We start from the raw sequence: 15,122 nt of genomic DNA, 5'->3' as shown, positions 1-15,122 counted from the left end.
CATCTGATGCTTATTCCCCCGGTAAACAAACAGCCTCTATAGGGGGTGTTTGTACTATTAGGAATTTTTCTAGTTGGAGTATTACTTCAGATTGGGGTTGGCTTGTGGATCGATGCCAGTTGGTTTGCTCACTTGGGCTATAGCTAGGTATGGCAACTGAATCGACTAGCGCCTTGGGGACTAGGATTAGTCATATTTTTAGGCATGTGGCTTTGGTTCGAACTAAATCTGTATTTTGCTTGGCCACGTTCCAAACACGTCTGGCGGGGAGCACTGATTGCGATCGCAAGCGGTTCTGTCGCTGCTGTGGCGATGACCCATTGGTTTATATTTCTGGTCGCTCTGCTGCAGCGATCTGTCGGTCAGGCTGATCCCATTTTGCAGCACGATATCAGCTTTTATCTCTTCAGTTTGCCCCTGTTACTGCGGCTCCAGCAGTGGGGTTTCTGGATTGGGCTATCAACTTTGGGCTTCGTGACCCTCTGCTATGGTTTGCGATTTCGGCGGCTGCCGCTTGAGCAGAAATCACTGCTGGTTCAAACCGCCCAGCGGCATCTGCTGGGACTCGGTGGATTGCTGCTGCTGTTTCAGGCACTAGGGCACTGGCTCAACCGCTATACCTTGATGTACTCTGATCGCGGCTCGTTTACCGGAGCCAACTTCACAGATGTACATACCCAAATGCCCATTGACATGCTGCTGACGGGTGTGGCAATTCTGGCTGCGATCTCACTTTGCTGTCTGGACTTTTTGACTCCAGGGTTAGGCTACCTCGTGATCTCACGAGCATCGGGGTTTTCCAAGTGGCTCTGGTATTCCCGGCAGCTGATGGCGTTTGTAGTGGTGCTGGGCAGCTATGGTTTGATTGCGCTGTGCGTTGGTGCGCTTTACCCCGATTTAGTGCAGCGCATTATTGTCGTCCCCAATGAGCTAGAACGCGATCGCACATACATTGAACACAATATTGCCTTCACTCGGTCAGGATATAACCTAACCGAAGTAGACGTGCAGCCCTTCCAGGTAGAAGATAACCTGACAGCAGAAAGCCTGACTCGCAATACGGCCACGCTGAAAAATATCCGGCTGTGGGATAACACGCCGCTGCTAGCTGCTTACCGACAGCTTCAGGAAATTCGACCCTATTACCAATTGCCTAGCGTTGATGTCGATCGCTACACCATCGACGGAAACCTACGCCAGGTGATGCATTCAGCCCGTGAGCTAGACTATGGACTCATCCCTGAGCGAGCCCGCACCTGGGTGAATGACCATTTCTTTTATACCCACGGCTATGGCCTAGCGCTGAGTCCGGTCAATGTCGTAACCCAAGTGGGGCTACCGGATTTCTTTATTCAAGATATTCCGCCCCGTGCCACCAGTGCAGCAGCGGCAGCAGCTTTTCCAATCGATAATCCCGCCATTTACTTTGGTGAACTGACGGACATTGATGTCTTCGTCAATACAAACGCCCAAGAGCTTGATTATCCAGAGGAAGAGGCCAATATCTACGCCACTTACCAAGGCTCAGGTGGACTGCCGATTGGAGCCTTCTGGCAGCGGTTATTTTATGCCTGGCACTTTGGCGACTGGCAGATTTTGCTGAGTCAGGAGTTCACGCCCGACAGCCGCTTCTTGTTTCGCCGCCAGATTAGTGAGCGGGTTAAAACCATTGCTCCCTTCTTACGCTATGACAGCGACCCGTACCTGGTGATCGCTGACGGTGGCTTGTACTGGATGATTGATGCCTATACCACCAGCCGCTACTATCCTTATAGTGAACCGACTCCAGCCGGAGATTTGAACTATATTCGCAATACGGTCAAAGTGGTGCTAGATGCCTACAACGGCAGCGTAGGCTTCTATCTAGCCGATGATACCGATCCGATCATCAAAACCTACCAGCGGATTTACCCCAGTTTGTTTCAGCCCATCGCAGAGATGCCAACGGAACTGCGATCGCACATTCGCTACCCCACCGATCTGTTCCAAATCCAGACGCAGCAGTACGCGACGTACCACATGAGCGATGCCCAGGTGTTCTACAACAAAGAAGACCTCTGGCAAATTCCCGATCAGATTCGCCAAGTGGATAGTCCGGGGGCTGAGGGTGAAAGCGTTGGCAGTAACTGGTCCTTCGATCCATCCATCCTACCGCTGCCATCTCCTCGTTCCCAGCCGATGCCGCCCCACTATTTAATTCTGGAGCTGTCTTCGATTGATGCGACGGCTGACCCTAGCCGCAACGCTGAATTTGTTCTGCTGTCAGCGTTTACGCCTGTGAACAAGCAGAACTTGATTGCCTGGATGGCAGCTCGCTGTGACGGTGAGGAATATGGCAAGCTGCTGGTCTACCAGTTCTTGCGAGAAAGCTTAGTGTTTGGCTCTCAGCAGGTCGAAGCCCGCATCAGCCAGAATCCGCTCATTTCGGAACAGATTTCTCTCTGGAACCAGCAGGATTCCCGCGTTAACCGAGGCAGCTTGCTAATTATCCCAGTTGAGCAATCCCTCCTCTACGTACAGCCGCTGTATCTAGAAGCCGAGGATAGTAAGCTACCGGAACTCACCCGCGTGATTGTCGCCTACCGCGATCAGGTGGTGATGGAATCAACGCTAGATGAGGCGCTGGTGGCTCTATTTGAACCTAACGCGAGTGAGCCGGAACTATCAGCGGATGTTGGTGCAGATTGACCAGCTTAATTGCTGACTCTAGCCAGATTGCTGGGGAGCTTAGAGAGTTTGATAAGTCGCTGTCTAGGTTCGAACTTAATTATCAACACCCATAGATCTTTCCCCTGAAAGATTCGCATCCTGAGTATCCTAGCTAGGCTGCTGGTAATGTCTAGTCCGTGTATGAAAACCCGATTTCAAGGTTGGTAGGAACACAGCATGCCGTGTCCCTACCAACCCTAAATCTCCGGTTTTTGACTGGGCTCCGTATAAGTTTCTTTGGAGGGACTCGACTATGACGAACTCAACTTCGGCTCATAAGCCTCCCATGAAAAGCAGCGATGAGGCCAACTCTCAACAGCTCGAGCTGGCTAAACAGCAAGGGCAAGCACTGCAAAAGGCTCTTGACCATATGGTGCAGAAAGTTGCCCATGATGGCGGTGAAACAGCAGCGGGGGAATATCTCGTCGCTTACGCTGTTGAAGAAGCTGAGGGGATGTATGAGTTTCAGGAGGGGGAGCTGGTTTGGCAAAACCCTGAACCGAAAAACGTTCATGTAGAGGTGGCTGTACGGGATGGAGCGGATGGTCGTTTCATTCCGGGCTTAACGGTTTATGCCACTCTATTTGACGAGTCAGGCAGCGAAATTGGCACGCACCAGCAGCCGTTCCTCTGGCATCCTTGGCTCTACCACTATGGCCGAAATTGGCAGGTGCCGAGCGATGGTACCTATCGCCTGAAAGTGAAGATTGAGCCACCGACCTTTATGCGCCACGACAAAAAGAACGGGAAGCGGTTTGCTGAACCCGTTGAGGTGGAGTTTGCCAACGTCAGCATCAAAACGGGCCAAGATTAAGCAGCTATATGTAAATAAATACATCTAATATCAAGTCCGTGTATGAGACCCAATCTATTTTTGTAAAACGTTTGCTCGGCAAACGTTTTACAAAAAGCAAATCCCGGGCTTTCAACCAGACTTGATATTAGCCATCAGCCGCAGTACCCAAACTGCTCCAGCTAGCCAAATGAGTACAACTATCCAGGCGGCTAGCCAATTTTGGGGCCTGCTGCGCGGGGGATTTGCAGTAGCTCGTGCCCGACAATCGGCCATCACCGCTGGTGGAATCAGTTTGAGGCACAGAGCAATACCAAGCGGAACCAAGATTAGGTCATCTAGATATCCCAGCACCGGAATTGGATCGGGAATCAGGTCTATGGGACTGAACGCATAGGCCACAACAAGAGCCGCAATCAGGCGAGCATACCAAGGTACACGAGGATCGCGGTAGGCCAAATATAAGGCATAAAGTTCGGTTTTGAGCTGCCTAGCCCATTGCTTTAGGCGATGCAACATGGAGTGCTCCATTAAGAATGCACTTGATAAGAATGCACTTGTCTCTGGATCAGAAAATTAAGGTGAAGCCATGATAGCTTTAGATGTTGTCGGTGCAGATGCTTCCACTGTGGGAGGTCATGGCGTTGTGCTTTGGTCGGGACTGGTTTCGGCAGGGCTAGCCATCATTCATATGATGGCCAAGAATTTGCGGTTTTTGCAAGTCATTCCCCGCAGTCGCTGGCTCTCCTTTGGCAGCGGTGTATCAGTAGCCTATGTATTTGTTCATATTTTGCCAGAACTGAATGAACAGCAAGAATCGATTCAAGCATCCTTAAGTGCCCAGCTTTTTTTCTTAGAAAACCATGTGTATTTAATTGCACTGGTGGGAGTTGCTTTGTTTTATGGTTTAGAACGACTGACGAAGCAGTCTCGCCAACAAAACCAGGCTGCTGGGGCTGGAGATGTAGCTGAACGTCATGTGTTCTGGATTCACATAGCATCTTTTGCGATATACAACGCCTTGATTGGTTATCTGCTGCTGCATCGAGAACAGCCAGGATTTACTAGTCTGCTCACATTTGCGATCGCAATGGGGCTACATTTTATCGTTAATGACTACGGCCTACGGCAGGATCATAAAAAAAACTACGACCATATTGGACGCTGGATTTTAGCCGCCGCCATTATGGTGGGCTGGGCAATTGGCACAGTTACAGAAATTCACCAAGCAGCCATCGCCGTTCTGTTTGCCTTCTTAGCTGGAGGGGTAATTTTAAACGTGCTGAAAGAGGAGCTACCGGAAGAACGAAAGAGTCGATTCGGAGCGTTTGCCTTGGGCGCAACTGGTTATGCAATATTGCTGTTAGCAGTATAGAGTGGTTGGCAGTATAAACATTTTTGCAGCCACGCAGAGCGTGAATTCCAAAAAGTAGCTTGTACCTCAAAAGTTTAAATCTTACACTTCTGTCAAAGCCTAAAGCGAAAATTGTATAGACATAAACAACCTGGCTCGCTCTAGCCCAGTAGCTTTCGCAGATAGTAATCGACATCCTCTCTATGAACAGAACGTAATAAACAGAAGTAGTGAGCAGAACGCCATTATCAGAAATGGTGTTCTGCCCATTCTCTAAGTTGCAACTACAGATGAAGCTCCCCTGCCCCGATGCTCATAACCTCAAATCTGTAGCTTTATCAATGAGAAACGGTATTACTCCATCCGCCAAACCTTAGCTAGAACAACGGCAGCAGCAATTAGCACCATCGCTGCAAGCCGAAATGTCCATTGCACACCCATTACGATTGCTGAGGCCGAAGCTTGGGTTACTTCCGTAGCATTGGTGGCATAGGCCAGCGTCACCAGGGCAAACACGGTAGCCATCAGCGATAGGCCAGTGGTTTGACCCAGGGTTCGAGAAAGGGATAATAGCCCAGAGGCAATGCCCAAGCGATTGGGAGGTGCTTCTCCAAGAATGGCGCTATTGTTCGGTGACTGAAACAGACCCAATCCAATCCCAAAGGGCGCTACCCGCAGAATGTAGCCTAAATCCGTTAGTTCAGCCCCAAACGTGCTGACGAGTAAACAACCAACCGTCATGAATCCTAATCCCATCAGGCTGATCAGGCGAGAACCTAGGCGATCCGATAGGTAGCCAGCTAAAGGTGCAATGATGCCTCCTAGCACAGGCGAAACCGCTAGCAATAGCCCCACATGGCGAGGCCGATAACCCAGTACTAGTTCCAGATAGAACGGCAGGATGAAGATGAGACCTGCAATTACGATGAACACGAGCACTCCCGTCAGCAGGCTGAGACTGAAGCGCCCATTGCGAAACAGGGTCAAATCCAGAAGGGGATTAGCTAAACGGGATTCTAGCCAGAGGAACCAGATCAGACCCAGTAGCGCTGTGATCAGTAGTCCCCAAGGCCATGCTTGGTCAAAACCCAGGTTCTGCCCTTCAGTCATCCCGAGGGAAAAGGTTACCAGCACTGCAGTTAGGATGAGCGCTCCCCACCAATCGAAGCGCTGACGGGCAGGCGGTTCACTGACAGAGGGGAGGGCACGGGCAACGACTAAGCTGGCAAATATACCCACGGGCAAGTTTACCCAGAAGATCATTCGCCAACCCGACCAGTCCAGCAGCAATCCTCCCACCGTTGGCCCCAGAGCAATTCCTAGGGACACAACAGCGCCGATAATTCCTAAGGCTCGTCCCCGCTCAGATTGGGGAAACACTTCTGTAATCAGGGCTGCCCCCAAAGCTGAAATCATTACGGCTCCGGCTCCCTGCATGGCCCGAAAGGCAATCAGCCAACCGACCGATGGCGATAGGCCACAGAGGGCAGAACTGATTGTAAACACGATTAAGCCGCCCAGGTAGAGCGGCTTTTTACCGATCATATCGCCCCAACGGGCAGCTCCCAGTACCAGTGCGTTAATCACCAGTAAATAACTCAGCACGACCCACTGCACAGTACTGAACTGGGTATCAAAGGCACCAACCAGTGTAGGTAAGGCCACATTGACAATGCTGGTGTCTAGCGTAAACATCAAAACGCCTAACCCAACGCCGAGCATTACCCACCATTTTGTCTGTGACTGAGTGTTTTTGGCATCGGGGGATTGCGATCGCTTCACCTAGTCACCTCATCGTATTAAAAGTAGTCACAATTGAGCCACATCAATAGCACAAGCTTTGTCTAGAGTAAAACTATTCAACCCCGATATTGAAGCTCTGACCTCTGATAAAGGGTTGATGTTGGCAGAAATGCAGAGGACACTATGATCAAGTTTCTTCAATGGCTCATTGAAACCATTGCATTAGAAGGATTTACCCTATCTGTCGCGCTGTTGTTTATCCTCTTGATCTTGCAAGCAGGCAGCACTGCTGCTGATTGAAGACGGTTTAAATTTGGCGACTTTCCATTTCAACGAGGGTGCGAATTTCACTCAGAGCACTTTCTGGAATAATTCCTTCAGAAACAAGCTTCTCAAACACTTCCTCTTCGCTGATATGGGCAGCGTGATTGGCGACTTGGGTCTGGAGTGCGATCGCAAGTTCGTGGCGATTGGTTCCCATCACCGAAAGCTGCCGGAACGCCCGCTCACTCTTCTGTGATAGAACTGAATGCAGCCCTCAGCAATGATGGATTCTACAGCTTGTTCTGACTCAAGATGATGAATCCGTTGCGCTACCTTACGACAGACATAAGCAGTTGCCGCATGATACTCATAGCGAACTCGTAATCGGTGTTGCCGCCGCCGCTGGCACCAATTATGACCCGCTGCAAATTGCTGAAAATACTTGACAGCAAACCGTTCTAAAGAGGTTTCTGTGGCCCACATAGGCGGCATCTTGGACAAAATTTTGTTCGCCAACACATCATCCCGCTTGGTTTCAACCAGCAGGTTGAGCTTGCGGAGTACTGCCTCAGATAGCAGCCCTTGATCATAGAGATCCCGATACGCCTGCTGCTCAATTTCTAAACCCTGGAGCCAAAATACCTGCCGCCCTAACCCCGGATTGGCTCTCAGTTCAGCCCAAATTGCCGCCACCTGATCCTCAGCCTTAACTAAAGCTTGATGGTAATCCTGCCGTAGCTGAGAGATGACCGTTTCATCAAATAAGCCGACGGCATCGAGCTTGTCTAGATACCGCAAAACCGGTCGCTTGTGTTTTGCCCAGAGACTCTAAAACGGGCGGTTCATCCAGTTTGAACCGTTGAATGACTTTGCCCGTCGTGGTGCCACTGACCAAAATCGTAAACAACGCAACGCCCAGCGTCATAGCAATAATTAACTCTCGATTGGGAAACGCACTCGGTAAACTTAAGGCCAGGGCTAAGGCTACGGCACCTCGTAGCCCTCCCCAAAAGGCAACCACTTGGTAGCGCCAGCCAATTGGTTCTGTTTTCTGCTGCAGCCAATTCGAAACAGGTGTCAGACCAAATACCACCACCGCTCGTGCCAGCACGGCGATGACAATAGCCCAAGTAACAGACTGCCAAAGACTAACAGTATTGGCCTGTAGCCGAAAGATAAATCCAGCCATTGTCATGCCAACCAGGAGAAAAATCAGACTATTGGCAATAAAGGCCGCATACTCCCAAAACTCGTGCAGATAGCGACGTACCTCAGGATTGAGACGGTGATCAACATAGCGACCCACAATCAAACCCGCCATCATCACAGCGATTACACCCGAAACGTGGAAAAAGTGATCCGCCGCAATGAACGCAGTATAAGCGACGATAATCGTCACCGTGGTTGAATCAGCGGATTGTGGAGAGCTTGAGCAATGGAGTAGCCCATGATAGTTGCGATCTCAGCGCCAACAATCAATCCTCCACCTAACACCACAAAGACATTGACAGACGCCTGCTCTACGGTATCAACGCCAAACTCACGCGCCGCCACTGCCGCCAATACCAAATCGAACATCACAATAGCGGTAGCGTCGTTCAGCATACTCTCGCCTTCTACCAGCATCGTCAGCCGCTTGGGCACACCAAAGTCTTTGAATAGAGCAATGACGGCAACCGGATCAGTCGCCGAAATCAGCGCACCAAATAGCAGTGCTCCGCCCAAAGATAGCGGCGTCAGCCAAGCCAGCAAACCGCCAACTATCAGCGCAGAAATGAGCAACCCTGGCCCTGCCAAAATTAGAGCCGGAGTCAACGTTTTCAGCAAGACTCGATTATCTAGATTCAACGCTGACTCAAAAATCAACGGCGGCACAAAGATATAAAGAATCAGATTAGGTGAAAGCGTTAGGGCGTTTAGGGTTTCAAGCGGTAGCGGTAGCCCAATTTGCGTGAGTAGACCCAAGCCCAGCCCAATAATCACTAACCCCACCGTATACGGAAAGTTGAGCCGCTTTGAGGTAACTGCTCCCAAGCAAGCCACCAAGAGTAAGATCAAAATTTCGATCTGGGCAGTCAAGAGCGGGCTATGTAGACTATCCATTGAATCATTGCAGTTCATTAATAATGTTAATAAGGTACTGCATCACAAATTGGTTGGGCTCACATCTTGCACCTTGCACATCTAGAACCCGAAAAGGCTGTGTTGACGATGCGTTGCATCGTCAACACAGCCTTTTCGGGTTTTGGTGCATATAAATTGGAGAAAAGCAAAAAGGATTCTCAGCGGATTACACAGCCTATTCTCAAAAGGAAAGACTTCAGCGATTCTCATGTAAATAGTGGTATTCAGGTAATAATTTTGAGAGCTACCCTTCTATGAACATGCTGAGCGATCTGTGGATACCGGATATCTCAATTCTGGAAAAAATTGTTCGGCCCATTCTGGTCTATGGCTTTTTACTGATTGCCCTGCGTTTAGGCGGGAAGCGAGAGCTGGGGCAGCTGACAGGATTTGATCTGGTCGTCTTGCTCATGCTTTCCAACGCTGTGCAAAACGCCATCATTGGCAACGACAACTCCGTTTTAGGCGGTTTTATCGGAGCCTCGACGCTGCTGATTGTGAACTATCTAGTTGTGCGGTTAGTTTATCGTCATCCCCGCGCACAGCAACTCATCGAAGGCAGCCCCACAGTGCTATTACGCAATGGACGAATGATTCCAGCCAACCTGCAAAAGGAACTGATTACCGAACGTGAGTTGCGAACGGTGCTGCGCCGCCAAGGGTTCGAAAATCTGGATGAAATTAGGGCTGCCATTTTGGAAACCAGCGGTAGTATCACCATCGAGCGCGCCACCGACTTACCCACTCCGATTGAAGCTGAGCTGCTAGAACGGTTAGAGCGAATTGAGCGCTTAATTGCGCCAGCTCAACTCTAATCCGAAGATGGTTGAGTGCCAGAGCCAGACGGAAGCCGTTGGGCAATGTCCTGCCACTGGCGTCGGTCTTGTAGAGATGGACTGGCAGCTAAAACATTGCCTTGCAAATCGTATCGAGCAATTTCGCGGTCATCCATTTTGGCGACAACGGTAAAGGTGTTGGTGGAGCGATCCTGCGTCAGAACATAGCGATTGCCGTCTGCTACTTCTACATTTGGATCAGGATGAGTGGTGCGATCGCGGTTTTGAGCAAAAGCAAAGGCACGGGTGAGAGTCGGATAACTAGCAACCGCCCATTGCTGATCTGCGATCGCTCTTACCCCCGCCTCCAGAGTCGCCTGCTCCAGTTGTCTAGAAAGATCAAACTTCGCTGCCCAGTGGTGCATGTACTCATAGTCCAGGCTCTCTTGCTGCACTTTCAAAACCCCCAAAACATCGCGCCACTGCTTCTGCGATTGACTCTGCTGGCCTCAACGCAGCTTATTCACCACCAAATCCTCAGGAGAAGCCAAATCAATGGACGCTTCTTGGGAAAGAGCGTAAGACTGTCGCCGTGCCAACTTGAGTTGCTCGTACTCATCGTCACCGGCAATCATCAGATCAGCCCGAGAAATGGTGGTAATCTGCGTTACTTGTAGCGTTCGCATTCGCCCCGTCATCACATCTTCAACACCAGGCACATAGAAGCCAGCCTGCTGCAAAGCCTGTGCCAAACCAGGAATGACATCTCTGGAGACAAACACAACCATAGCCAGGTCTTGAGTCGTGCGGGATTCCCCATATGCGATCGCGGCGACTCCCCCCGTAACGTAGTACGGAATGTTCTCAGCCACAAAGATTGGGTGGAGATCAAGCGCCAACTGAATCGAATCTTGAATCCAAGTCACCTCCGAACCTCCTGGGATATAGTCAGGCGGACAATGCTCCTGGAGCCAAGCCTCGGCAATCTTACGCGCGAACTGCTGTGCATTGAGATTAGCAAAGCGTTGGTGGAAGCAACTCAACGAGAATTGGCGGGCACTGCGGGTAAGTTGGCCACCCATCTGTAACCGCTCAGGAACTGTTTTCTACCGCAGCAAATAGAAGCACAATACATCCGTCTCGACCCCAGTGTCCTCGGCCTGGGTTCGATAACCTGGTGGTGCAGACAGGGATGGAATATCAATGGCTATATCAGGTCGCGCATCTGTCGATTTGATTCTACTCCACCTCAGTGCAACCGATGCTTTACAGTTCCTGCATTAGGGACTGCGTGGTTTGGGAGACTGCAATCGCAGCTAGAATCCGCCGCACCTCTTGGAATGCCTCCCAGTCCTTCTCGCGGATATTCCGCACTTCGATTATCCCCAGAGATTCCTCCTCAACCTTCCCCCGAATCCTTAAGCCTCCGTTTTCTAACGAGGTCAACGAAAACTCATGATTGGCAGCGTCATACTCAGAGACATAACGCTTACCTGATAGTCGCCAAATTCCAGTGGCAGTTTCCTGTGTTCTCCCCACCTGATGATGGATAGTAAAGACCTGGAGAGCGATCGCCAAAATATCCTGAGCCAGTTTCACCTCAACTGTGGAATTGTCCTCCGTTTGAGGTATCAAAGCTGAATCGCGATCCTTGGACTGCTGCACCAGTTGCCGACACTGCTGAGCTGTCAGCAGATTCACCCGTCGCAATAGCTCATCCTGCTCCGGAACATGGTCAACTCCCAAGTGTCGCTGCAATCCCTTAAAGGAATAGGCTGCCCCTAGCTTGTACCCCGGAAACGCAATACCGTCCAGGCCATAGCTAATCCCGTCGATTTGCTCCTGATGAGTATAAAACTGCACTGATATGTTCTCTGCCTTCAGTCGCGTGACCAGCATCAGCATTGAAGGTTGATCGGCGGTGTGTTGCTGGAGCGATCGCCACACTTTCTCCTTGGTCAACTCTTTGCCGATGCGTTCCTTGAGCCGATATTCACCTGTTGTCAGATTGAAGCGATCTTTCTTGCCACGTTCTGGCTTGGGCTGTAATCCAAAGGTCTCCGTCAATTCCCGTTCAATGTGCTGAAGCCGCAGCTTGATAAAGGTATCATCGACCCATTTCCCGTTCATATTTACCGAACTGGTCACGATATGCCAGTGCTGCACTTGATGATGGTCTTTGCGATCATGGTGCTCCACCACCAAATACTGGCAGTCCTGATGCCCTGTCTTGGCCAAAACCGCCTTCGATATGGCCGCGATTTCCTTATGGTTCTTATCCTCCCCCGGCAACAGGCTAACGGAGTAGTGAGTCATTGTCTTCCGCACACGCGGGTTGTAATCATGGGCAAAGCGAAATTCCTCTGCCAGCTCTTCAGCATTCAGTCCCACCATGTTAGTGGCTAGTATGGGCGAGGCTTGTTCTGACTCTTGTTTGGCGGGTGAGAGGACATATTTGACCAACCCGTAGGGATCTGAGCCTTTAGAGAAATTGATATTCATCACAGTAGAACCCCCTTCTCAGCGGCTTCACCGATGCGTCTGAGGGCAATCTCTCGGCGTACTTCCCAAATCAAATCGAGGATGGCTTGCAGTTCGCAGCTTTGAGGCTGGCTTTCGAGAGTTTCCGACAGTTCTCCCAGGCGCTTATACAGCAGCAGGTTAATCAAGGGGCCTTCTACTTGCCGTCGTCGCCTCAGGCCACAGTCGAGTAAATAGGTGCTCATACTGGTTCCCGCTCCAGCCGCATACTGGCGAATCTGAGCTTTTTGTTCGAGAGTGCATTGCACTTCAATGGTTTCAGTGCGGTTTGTGGTTTTTGGCATTGCTAAATCTCCAGGAAATGGCCACGGCTTGCTGTCCTCTCAGCCCTCCTCTCACCGATAACGTCCGGGTCTCCTCCAGCGACAACTCCATGAACTACTCTTCGGGCTATTCCAGTGATAATTTTTAGAACTACGTTTAGAGCCACTCCAGTGACAACTCTGAGAGTGAATCCGTGAACTACTTAGAGAAGTATTTAGGCATCACTTAAGAGAAAGTGACAAAGTCAATATCATCAGTAATTCCAGAGAAAGTTCACGGGAGGGAAACCGTTAAGGAAGCAGTCTAATTTGAGGCGATTGTCGAATAAGGAGTATGAGGAAAGTCGAGTAATGAGTCTGGGAGAAAAAGATGATTCTTAAAGAAGAACTTGAATTTATTTCAATGAGAAAACAACCAAATAAATCCTCTAGGGCTCTCAACTGTTTCAAATAGACTCTACAAATTTCAGTGTAAGCATCCTGAAGATTTTGTCACTACTCTTTCCCAAATTATCTCAACATTGTCACAAAGTTTGCTGATAACAGTTACAAAATTATCAGAGCTATCCTGCAAGATAAAATCACTGCATGGATTAGTACAGTGGCTCTTAAGTTCAACAAGCAATCCCTCGAAGATTTCCATGAGCGTCTGAGTTCAGTCGATGCGAGCTGGCAGGAAGACTTCACCTTGAAAGAAATTGTCAAAAAATCGCTAAAGCCCATCAGCAAAGCTAGACGCTACAAGGTGAGCTGGGAGAAGATTGCACTCATGCTGCAAGAAGCTACTGGTGGAGAACTTGAAATTAGTGCTGCAAGCGTTCGGCAATACTATTTCGAGCTGATGGAAAAATCATCTAAAAATGAGAAAGTCAACCAATCGAATTCAAAGCCTCGAAAGCAGCACAAGCAGACTTCCAAAGCCAACGTAAATCAGCGTGAAGGACCGCAGTCAACCTCAGAGATAGAGCCTTTAGTAACTCTTGAAAATTCTAGAAATCAAATTCAAGAAGAACCTGCTAAAGAAGCCTCAGCAGTCAATAAAGCTTCTGAGAAAAGTTCATTAGATCTCGCAGCAAACTCCAATAATACGTCTTCGGTCGATGCTCAGAAAACTTCCGGAAAACCTCGACGTAAACCGCAATCTGAGATCCAGTCGTCATTCAACTTAAGGAGACAATAAATGGCCTGTATTCATCTCATCGATGGTGATAAGGGTGGTGTGGGCAAAAGCTTTGTCTGCAGCACCCTCATCCAATACTTCCTCGACCACAACATTGATTTCATTCCCGTCGAAGCCGATCGCTATAACCCCGATGTTGCCAACCGCTATGGTGACTTGACGTTCCAGTTCGCTATCTTCAGCGATGATGAACGGCAAACACAAGCCGATCAATTGCGCGACCTAGCTGTCAAGAAACCGCTCATTATTTCTCTGCCGTCTCAGGTTGGACAACCCTTAAATACCTGGCTAGATGCGGCTCTGTTTGATGCTGCCGAAGAAGGTGTGAGTTTTGTGCGTTGGTTTATCACCAGCGGCACCTTTGAATCGCTCAATCTGTTTCAAATTGCTCTAGAGCGCCACGGAGAGCACTTTCCTCACATCCTGGTCAAAAATTGGGGCGTTAGTGATGACTGGAGCGAACTCACATCTCTCACTGATCTCAACAAACTCATGAAGCGCCACAAGGTACAAACCATTGATTTTCCCCGATTACCTTGGCAGGAATCCAATCTGGTACAGAAAAAGAACTGGACCTTTGCTCAAGCCAGAGCCGCTGCTGATTTGCCTTCTATGAGCCGCACTAAAGTCAAGCGCTTTTTGAAAGAAGCGTACACCGCCTTTGAATCCACAGGACGAATCACCGATGTCACAATCTCCAGCCCTACCCCAATCAAAACTCGATGAGGCCAGTGATGCCCTAATGAACTTGGCCGCCCAGATGGGGATCGATCCATCCGATCCGCTTGTACTGGTGGCCCGAGGCAATGCTCGTTTAGAGGAAAAGGTAGAGCAATGGACTCAAACAAATCTACAACTACTGGAACTACTGAGCCAGCAGGTGGAAGAGCAGCAGCGCTCAGCCCAGCACTACAGCAAGCTCATCTACTACTTGAACGGATTCGACGGGCAACTGCTGGGCTTGCAGCAGCAAATCGAGACAGCGCTCTCGTCCTTGAGCAGATGGGCACCCGACACCCCGATTGGGACGGAGCTGATTCAGATCAAGCAGGCTACGATGCGGATTCAGCAGACTACCCAAGCCTTGGGGATAACGCTGAAGAGCTTATCGACTGGGGATTCCAAGCTCCCGTCGATAAGCCTAAACCCAGTAAAGAGCATCCTGAAGCGGAACTTTAGGGCGACTATTATCGGTATCGTGACCGTGAGCCTGCTGGGACTTAGCCTCTGGCAATACCGCGAGATAGAGTTCATCAAGCAGCGGGTGACCTGGTCGCAAATCAAGCTACAGCGGATTGAACACCTCATGGGGATTGATTCAAAGGGATAGGTTTCGCTTTGAGAAACGACTTCATTACTCAAAAGATTCAGATGT

At 49.8% G+C, this 15,122-nt stretch carries 17 protein-coding genes; 7 read left to right on the top strand and 10 right to left on the bottom strand.

Annotated features, from left to right (window positions below):
• The first annotated feature begins 204 nt into the window (after positions 1-204).
• On the top strand, positions 205-2,688 hold the full coding sequence (locus tag AC286M_RS20325; RefSeq protein ID WP_488206127.1) for a UPF0182 family protein: 2,484 nt from the start codon (positions 205-207) through the stop codon (positions 2,686-2,688).
• Between the two features lie 274 nt (positions 2,689-2,962).
• Entirely contained in the window at positions 2,963-3,523 is a 561-nt protein-coding gene (locus AC286M_RS20320; RefSeq protein WP_488206126.1) for an iron transporter, read from the top strand.
• Between the two features lie 111 nt (positions 3,524-3,634).
• Here the strand turns inward: AC286M_RS20320 and AC286M_RS20315 are convergent, their stop codons facing one another.
• The gene (locus tag AC286M_RS20315; protein ID WP_488206125.1) at positions 3,635-4,021 is read right to left on the bottom strand and encodes a YkvA family protein; all 387 of its coding nucleotides are present in this window, start codon (positions 4,019-4,021) and stop codon (positions 3,635-3,637) included.
• A gap of 70 nt (positions 4,022-4,091) precedes the next feature.
• Here AC286M_RS20315 and AC286M_RS20310 point away from each other — a divergent pair, with 70 nt between their 5' ends.
• On the top strand, positions 4,092-4,877 hold the full coding sequence (locus AC286M_RS20310) for a hypothetical protein (RefSeq protein WP_488206124.1): 786 nt from the start codon (positions 4,092-4,094) through the stop codon (positions 4,875-4,877).
• Positions 4,878-5,210: 333 nt separating this feature from the next.
• On the opposite strand, the gene AC286M_RS20305 is transcribed toward AC286M_RS20310, so the two are convergent.
• The 5 genes from AC286M_RS20305 to AC286M_RS20285 all read right to left on the bottom strand — a co-directional run bounded on the left by AC286M_RS20305 (position 5,211) and on the right by AC286M_RS20285 (position 8,984).
• Positions 5,211-6,638 (bottom strand): MFS transporter, encoded by a 1,428-nt coding sequence (locus AC286M_RS20305; protein ID WP_488206123.1) that lies wholly within the window; start codon positions 6,636-6,638, stop codon positions 5,211-5,213.
• 268 nt (positions 6,639-6,906) lie between these two features.
• Positions 6,907-7,080, bottom strand: coding sequence for a hypothetical protein (locus tag AC286M_RS20300; RefSeq protein ID WP_488206122.1), 174 nt, complete (start codon positions 7,078-7,080; stop codon positions 6,907-6,909).
• Positions 7,080-7,661, bottom strand: coding sequence for a hypothetical protein (locus AC286M_RS20295; RefSeq protein ID WP_488206121.1), 582 nt, complete (start codon positions 7,659-7,661; stop codon positions 7,080-7,082). Before AC286M_RS20295 ends, AC286M_RS20300 begins: the two co-directional genes overlap by 1 nt.
• Entirely contained in the window at positions 7,621-8,262 is a 642-nt protein-coding gene (locus AC286M_RS20290) for a cation:proton antiporter domain-containing protein (protein ID WP_488206120.1), read from the bottom strand. Before AC286M_RS20290 ends, AC286M_RS20295 begins: the two co-directional genes overlap by 41 nt.
• Positions 8,259-8,984 carry a cation:proton antiporter domain-containing protein gene (locus AC286M_RS20285; protein WP_488206119.1) on the bottom strand — a complete coding sequence of 242 codons (726 nt, stop codon included), beginning with the start codon at positions 8,982-8,984 and terminating at the stop codon, positions 8,259-8,261. Before AC286M_RS20285 ends, AC286M_RS20290 begins: the two co-directional genes overlap by 4 nt.
• Positions 8,985-9,241: 257 nt before the next feature.
• Here AC286M_RS20285 and AC286M_RS20280 point away from each other — a divergent pair, with 257 nt between their 5' ends.
• Complete coding sequence (locus AC286M_RS20280; RefSeq protein WP_488206118.1) at positions 9,242-9,802, top strand: DUF421 domain-containing protein; 561 nt, start codon at positions 9,242-9,244, stop codon at positions 9,800-9,802.
• Here AC286M_RS20280 and AC286M_RS20275 read toward each other — a convergent pair.
• The 4 genes from AC286M_RS20275 to AC286M_RS20260 form a co-directional block, all read right to left on the bottom strand.
• Positions 9,799-10,218 (bottom strand): hypothetical protein, encoded by a 420-nt coding sequence (locus tag AC286M_RS20275; RefSeq protein ID WP_488206117.1) that lies wholly within the window; start codon positions 10,216-10,218, stop codon positions 9,799-9,801. The genes AC286M_RS20280 and AC286M_RS20275 overlap by 4 nt on opposite strands.
• Before the next feature lie 54 nt (positions 10,219-10,272).
• Complete coding sequence (locus AC286M_RS20270; RefSeq protein WP_488206116.1) at positions 10,273-10,845, bottom strand: hypothetical protein; 573 nt, start codon at positions 10,843-10,845, stop codon at positions 10,273-10,275.
• Positions 10,846-11,029: 184 nt separating this feature from the next.
• The gene (locus AC286M_RS20265; RefSeq protein ID WP_488206115.1) at positions 11,030-12,265 is read right to left on the bottom strand and encodes a relaxase/mobilization nuclease domain-containing protein; all 1,236 of its coding nucleotides are present in this window, start codon (positions 12,263-12,265) and stop codon (positions 11,030-11,032) included.
• On the bottom strand, positions 12,265-12,588 hold the full coding sequence (locus tag AC286M_RS20260; RefSeq protein WP_488206114.1) for a plasmid mobilization protein: 324 nt from the start codon (positions 12,586-12,588) through the stop codon (positions 12,265-12,267). The genes AC286M_RS20265 and AC286M_RS20260 overlap by 1 nt, the downstream gene beginning before the upstream one ends.
• 580 nt (positions 12,589-13,168) lie before the next feature.
• Between AC286M_RS20260 and AC286M_RS20255 the strand changes: the two genes are divergently transcribed.
• The 3 genes from AC286M_RS20255 to AC286M_RS20245 are packed head-to-tail and all read left to right on the top strand — an operon-like array spanning position 13,169 to position 15,077.
• Positions 13,169-13,747: a hypothetical protein gene (locus tag AC286M_RS20255; RefSeq protein WP_488206113.1), complete on the top strand. Its 579-nt coding sequence runs from the start codon at positions 13,169-13,171 to the stop codon at positions 13,745-13,747.
• Positions 13,748-14,473: a P-loop NTPase family protein gene (locus AC286M_RS20250; protein WP_488206112.1), complete on the top strand. Its 726-nt coding sequence runs from the start codon at positions 13,748-13,750 to the stop codon at positions 14,471-14,473. It abuts the gene before it with no gap.
• A complete protein-coding gene (locus tag AC286M_RS20245; RefSeq protein WP_488206111.1) occupies positions 14,433-15,077 on the top strand; it encodes a hypothetical protein in 645 nt (214 codons plus the stop codon). The genes AC286M_RS20250 and AC286M_RS20245 overlap by 41 nt, the downstream gene beginning before the upstream one ends.
• The last annotated feature ends 45 nt before the right edge of the window (positions 15,078-15,122 follow it).

The organism is Thainema salinarum CENA647 (assembly GCF_057732415.1).
Note: the sequence above shows the minus strand (reverse complement) of the source record. Positions and strands in the feature narration are given on the sequence as shown.

Excerpts from the sequence above, each read along its gene's own strand:
- AC286M_RS20325 (WP_488206127.1), top strand. The coding sequence starts at position 205 with ATGTGGCTTTGGTTCGAACTAAATCTGTATTTTGCTTGGCCACGTTCC.
- AC286M_RS20320 (WP_488206126.1), top strand. The coding sequence starts at position 2,963 with ATGACGAACTCAACTTCGGCTCATAAGCCTCCCATGAAAAGCAGCGAT.
- AC286M_RS20315 (WP_488206125.1), bottom strand. The coding sequence starts at position 4,021 with ATGTTGCATCGCCTAAAGCAATGGGCTAGGCAGCTCAAAACCGAACTT.
- AC286M_RS20310 (WP_488206124.1), top strand. The coding sequence starts at position 4,092 with ATGATAGCTTTAGATGTTGTCGGTGCAGATGCTTCCACTGTGGGAGGT.
- AC286M_RS20300 (WP_488206122.1), bottom strand. The coding sequence starts at position 7,080 with ATGGGAACCAATCGCCACGAACTTGCGATCGCACTCCAGACCCAAGTC.
- AC286M_RS20285 (WP_488206119.1), bottom strand. The coding sequence starts at position 8,984 with ATGAACTGCAATGATTCAATGGATAGTCTACATAGCCCGCTCTTGACT.
- AC286M_RS20280 (WP_488206118.1), top strand. The coding sequence starts at position 9,242 with ATGAACATGCTGAGCGATCTGTGGATACCGGATATCTCAATTCTGGAA.
- AC286M_RS20270 (WP_488206116.1), bottom strand. The coding sequence starts at position 10,845 with ATGGGTGGCCAACTTACCCGCAGTGCCCGCCAATTCTCGTTGAGTTGC.
- AC286M_RS20265 (WP_488206115.1), bottom strand. The coding sequence starts at position 12,265 with ATGAATATCAATTTCTCTAAAGGCTCAGATCCCTACGGGTTGGTCAAA.
- AC286M_RS20260 (WP_488206114.1), bottom strand. The coding sequence starts at position 12,588 with ATGCCAAAAACCACAAACCGCACTGAAACCATTGAAGTGCAATGCACT.
- AC286M_RS20250 (WP_488206112.1), top strand. The coding sequence starts at position 13,748 with ATGGCCTGTATTCATCTCATCGATGGTGATAAGGGTGGTGTGGGCAAA.
- AC286M_RS20245 (WP_488206111.1), top strand. The coding sequence starts at position 14,433 with ATGTCACAATCTCCAGCCCTACCCCAATCAAAACTCGATGAGGCCAGT.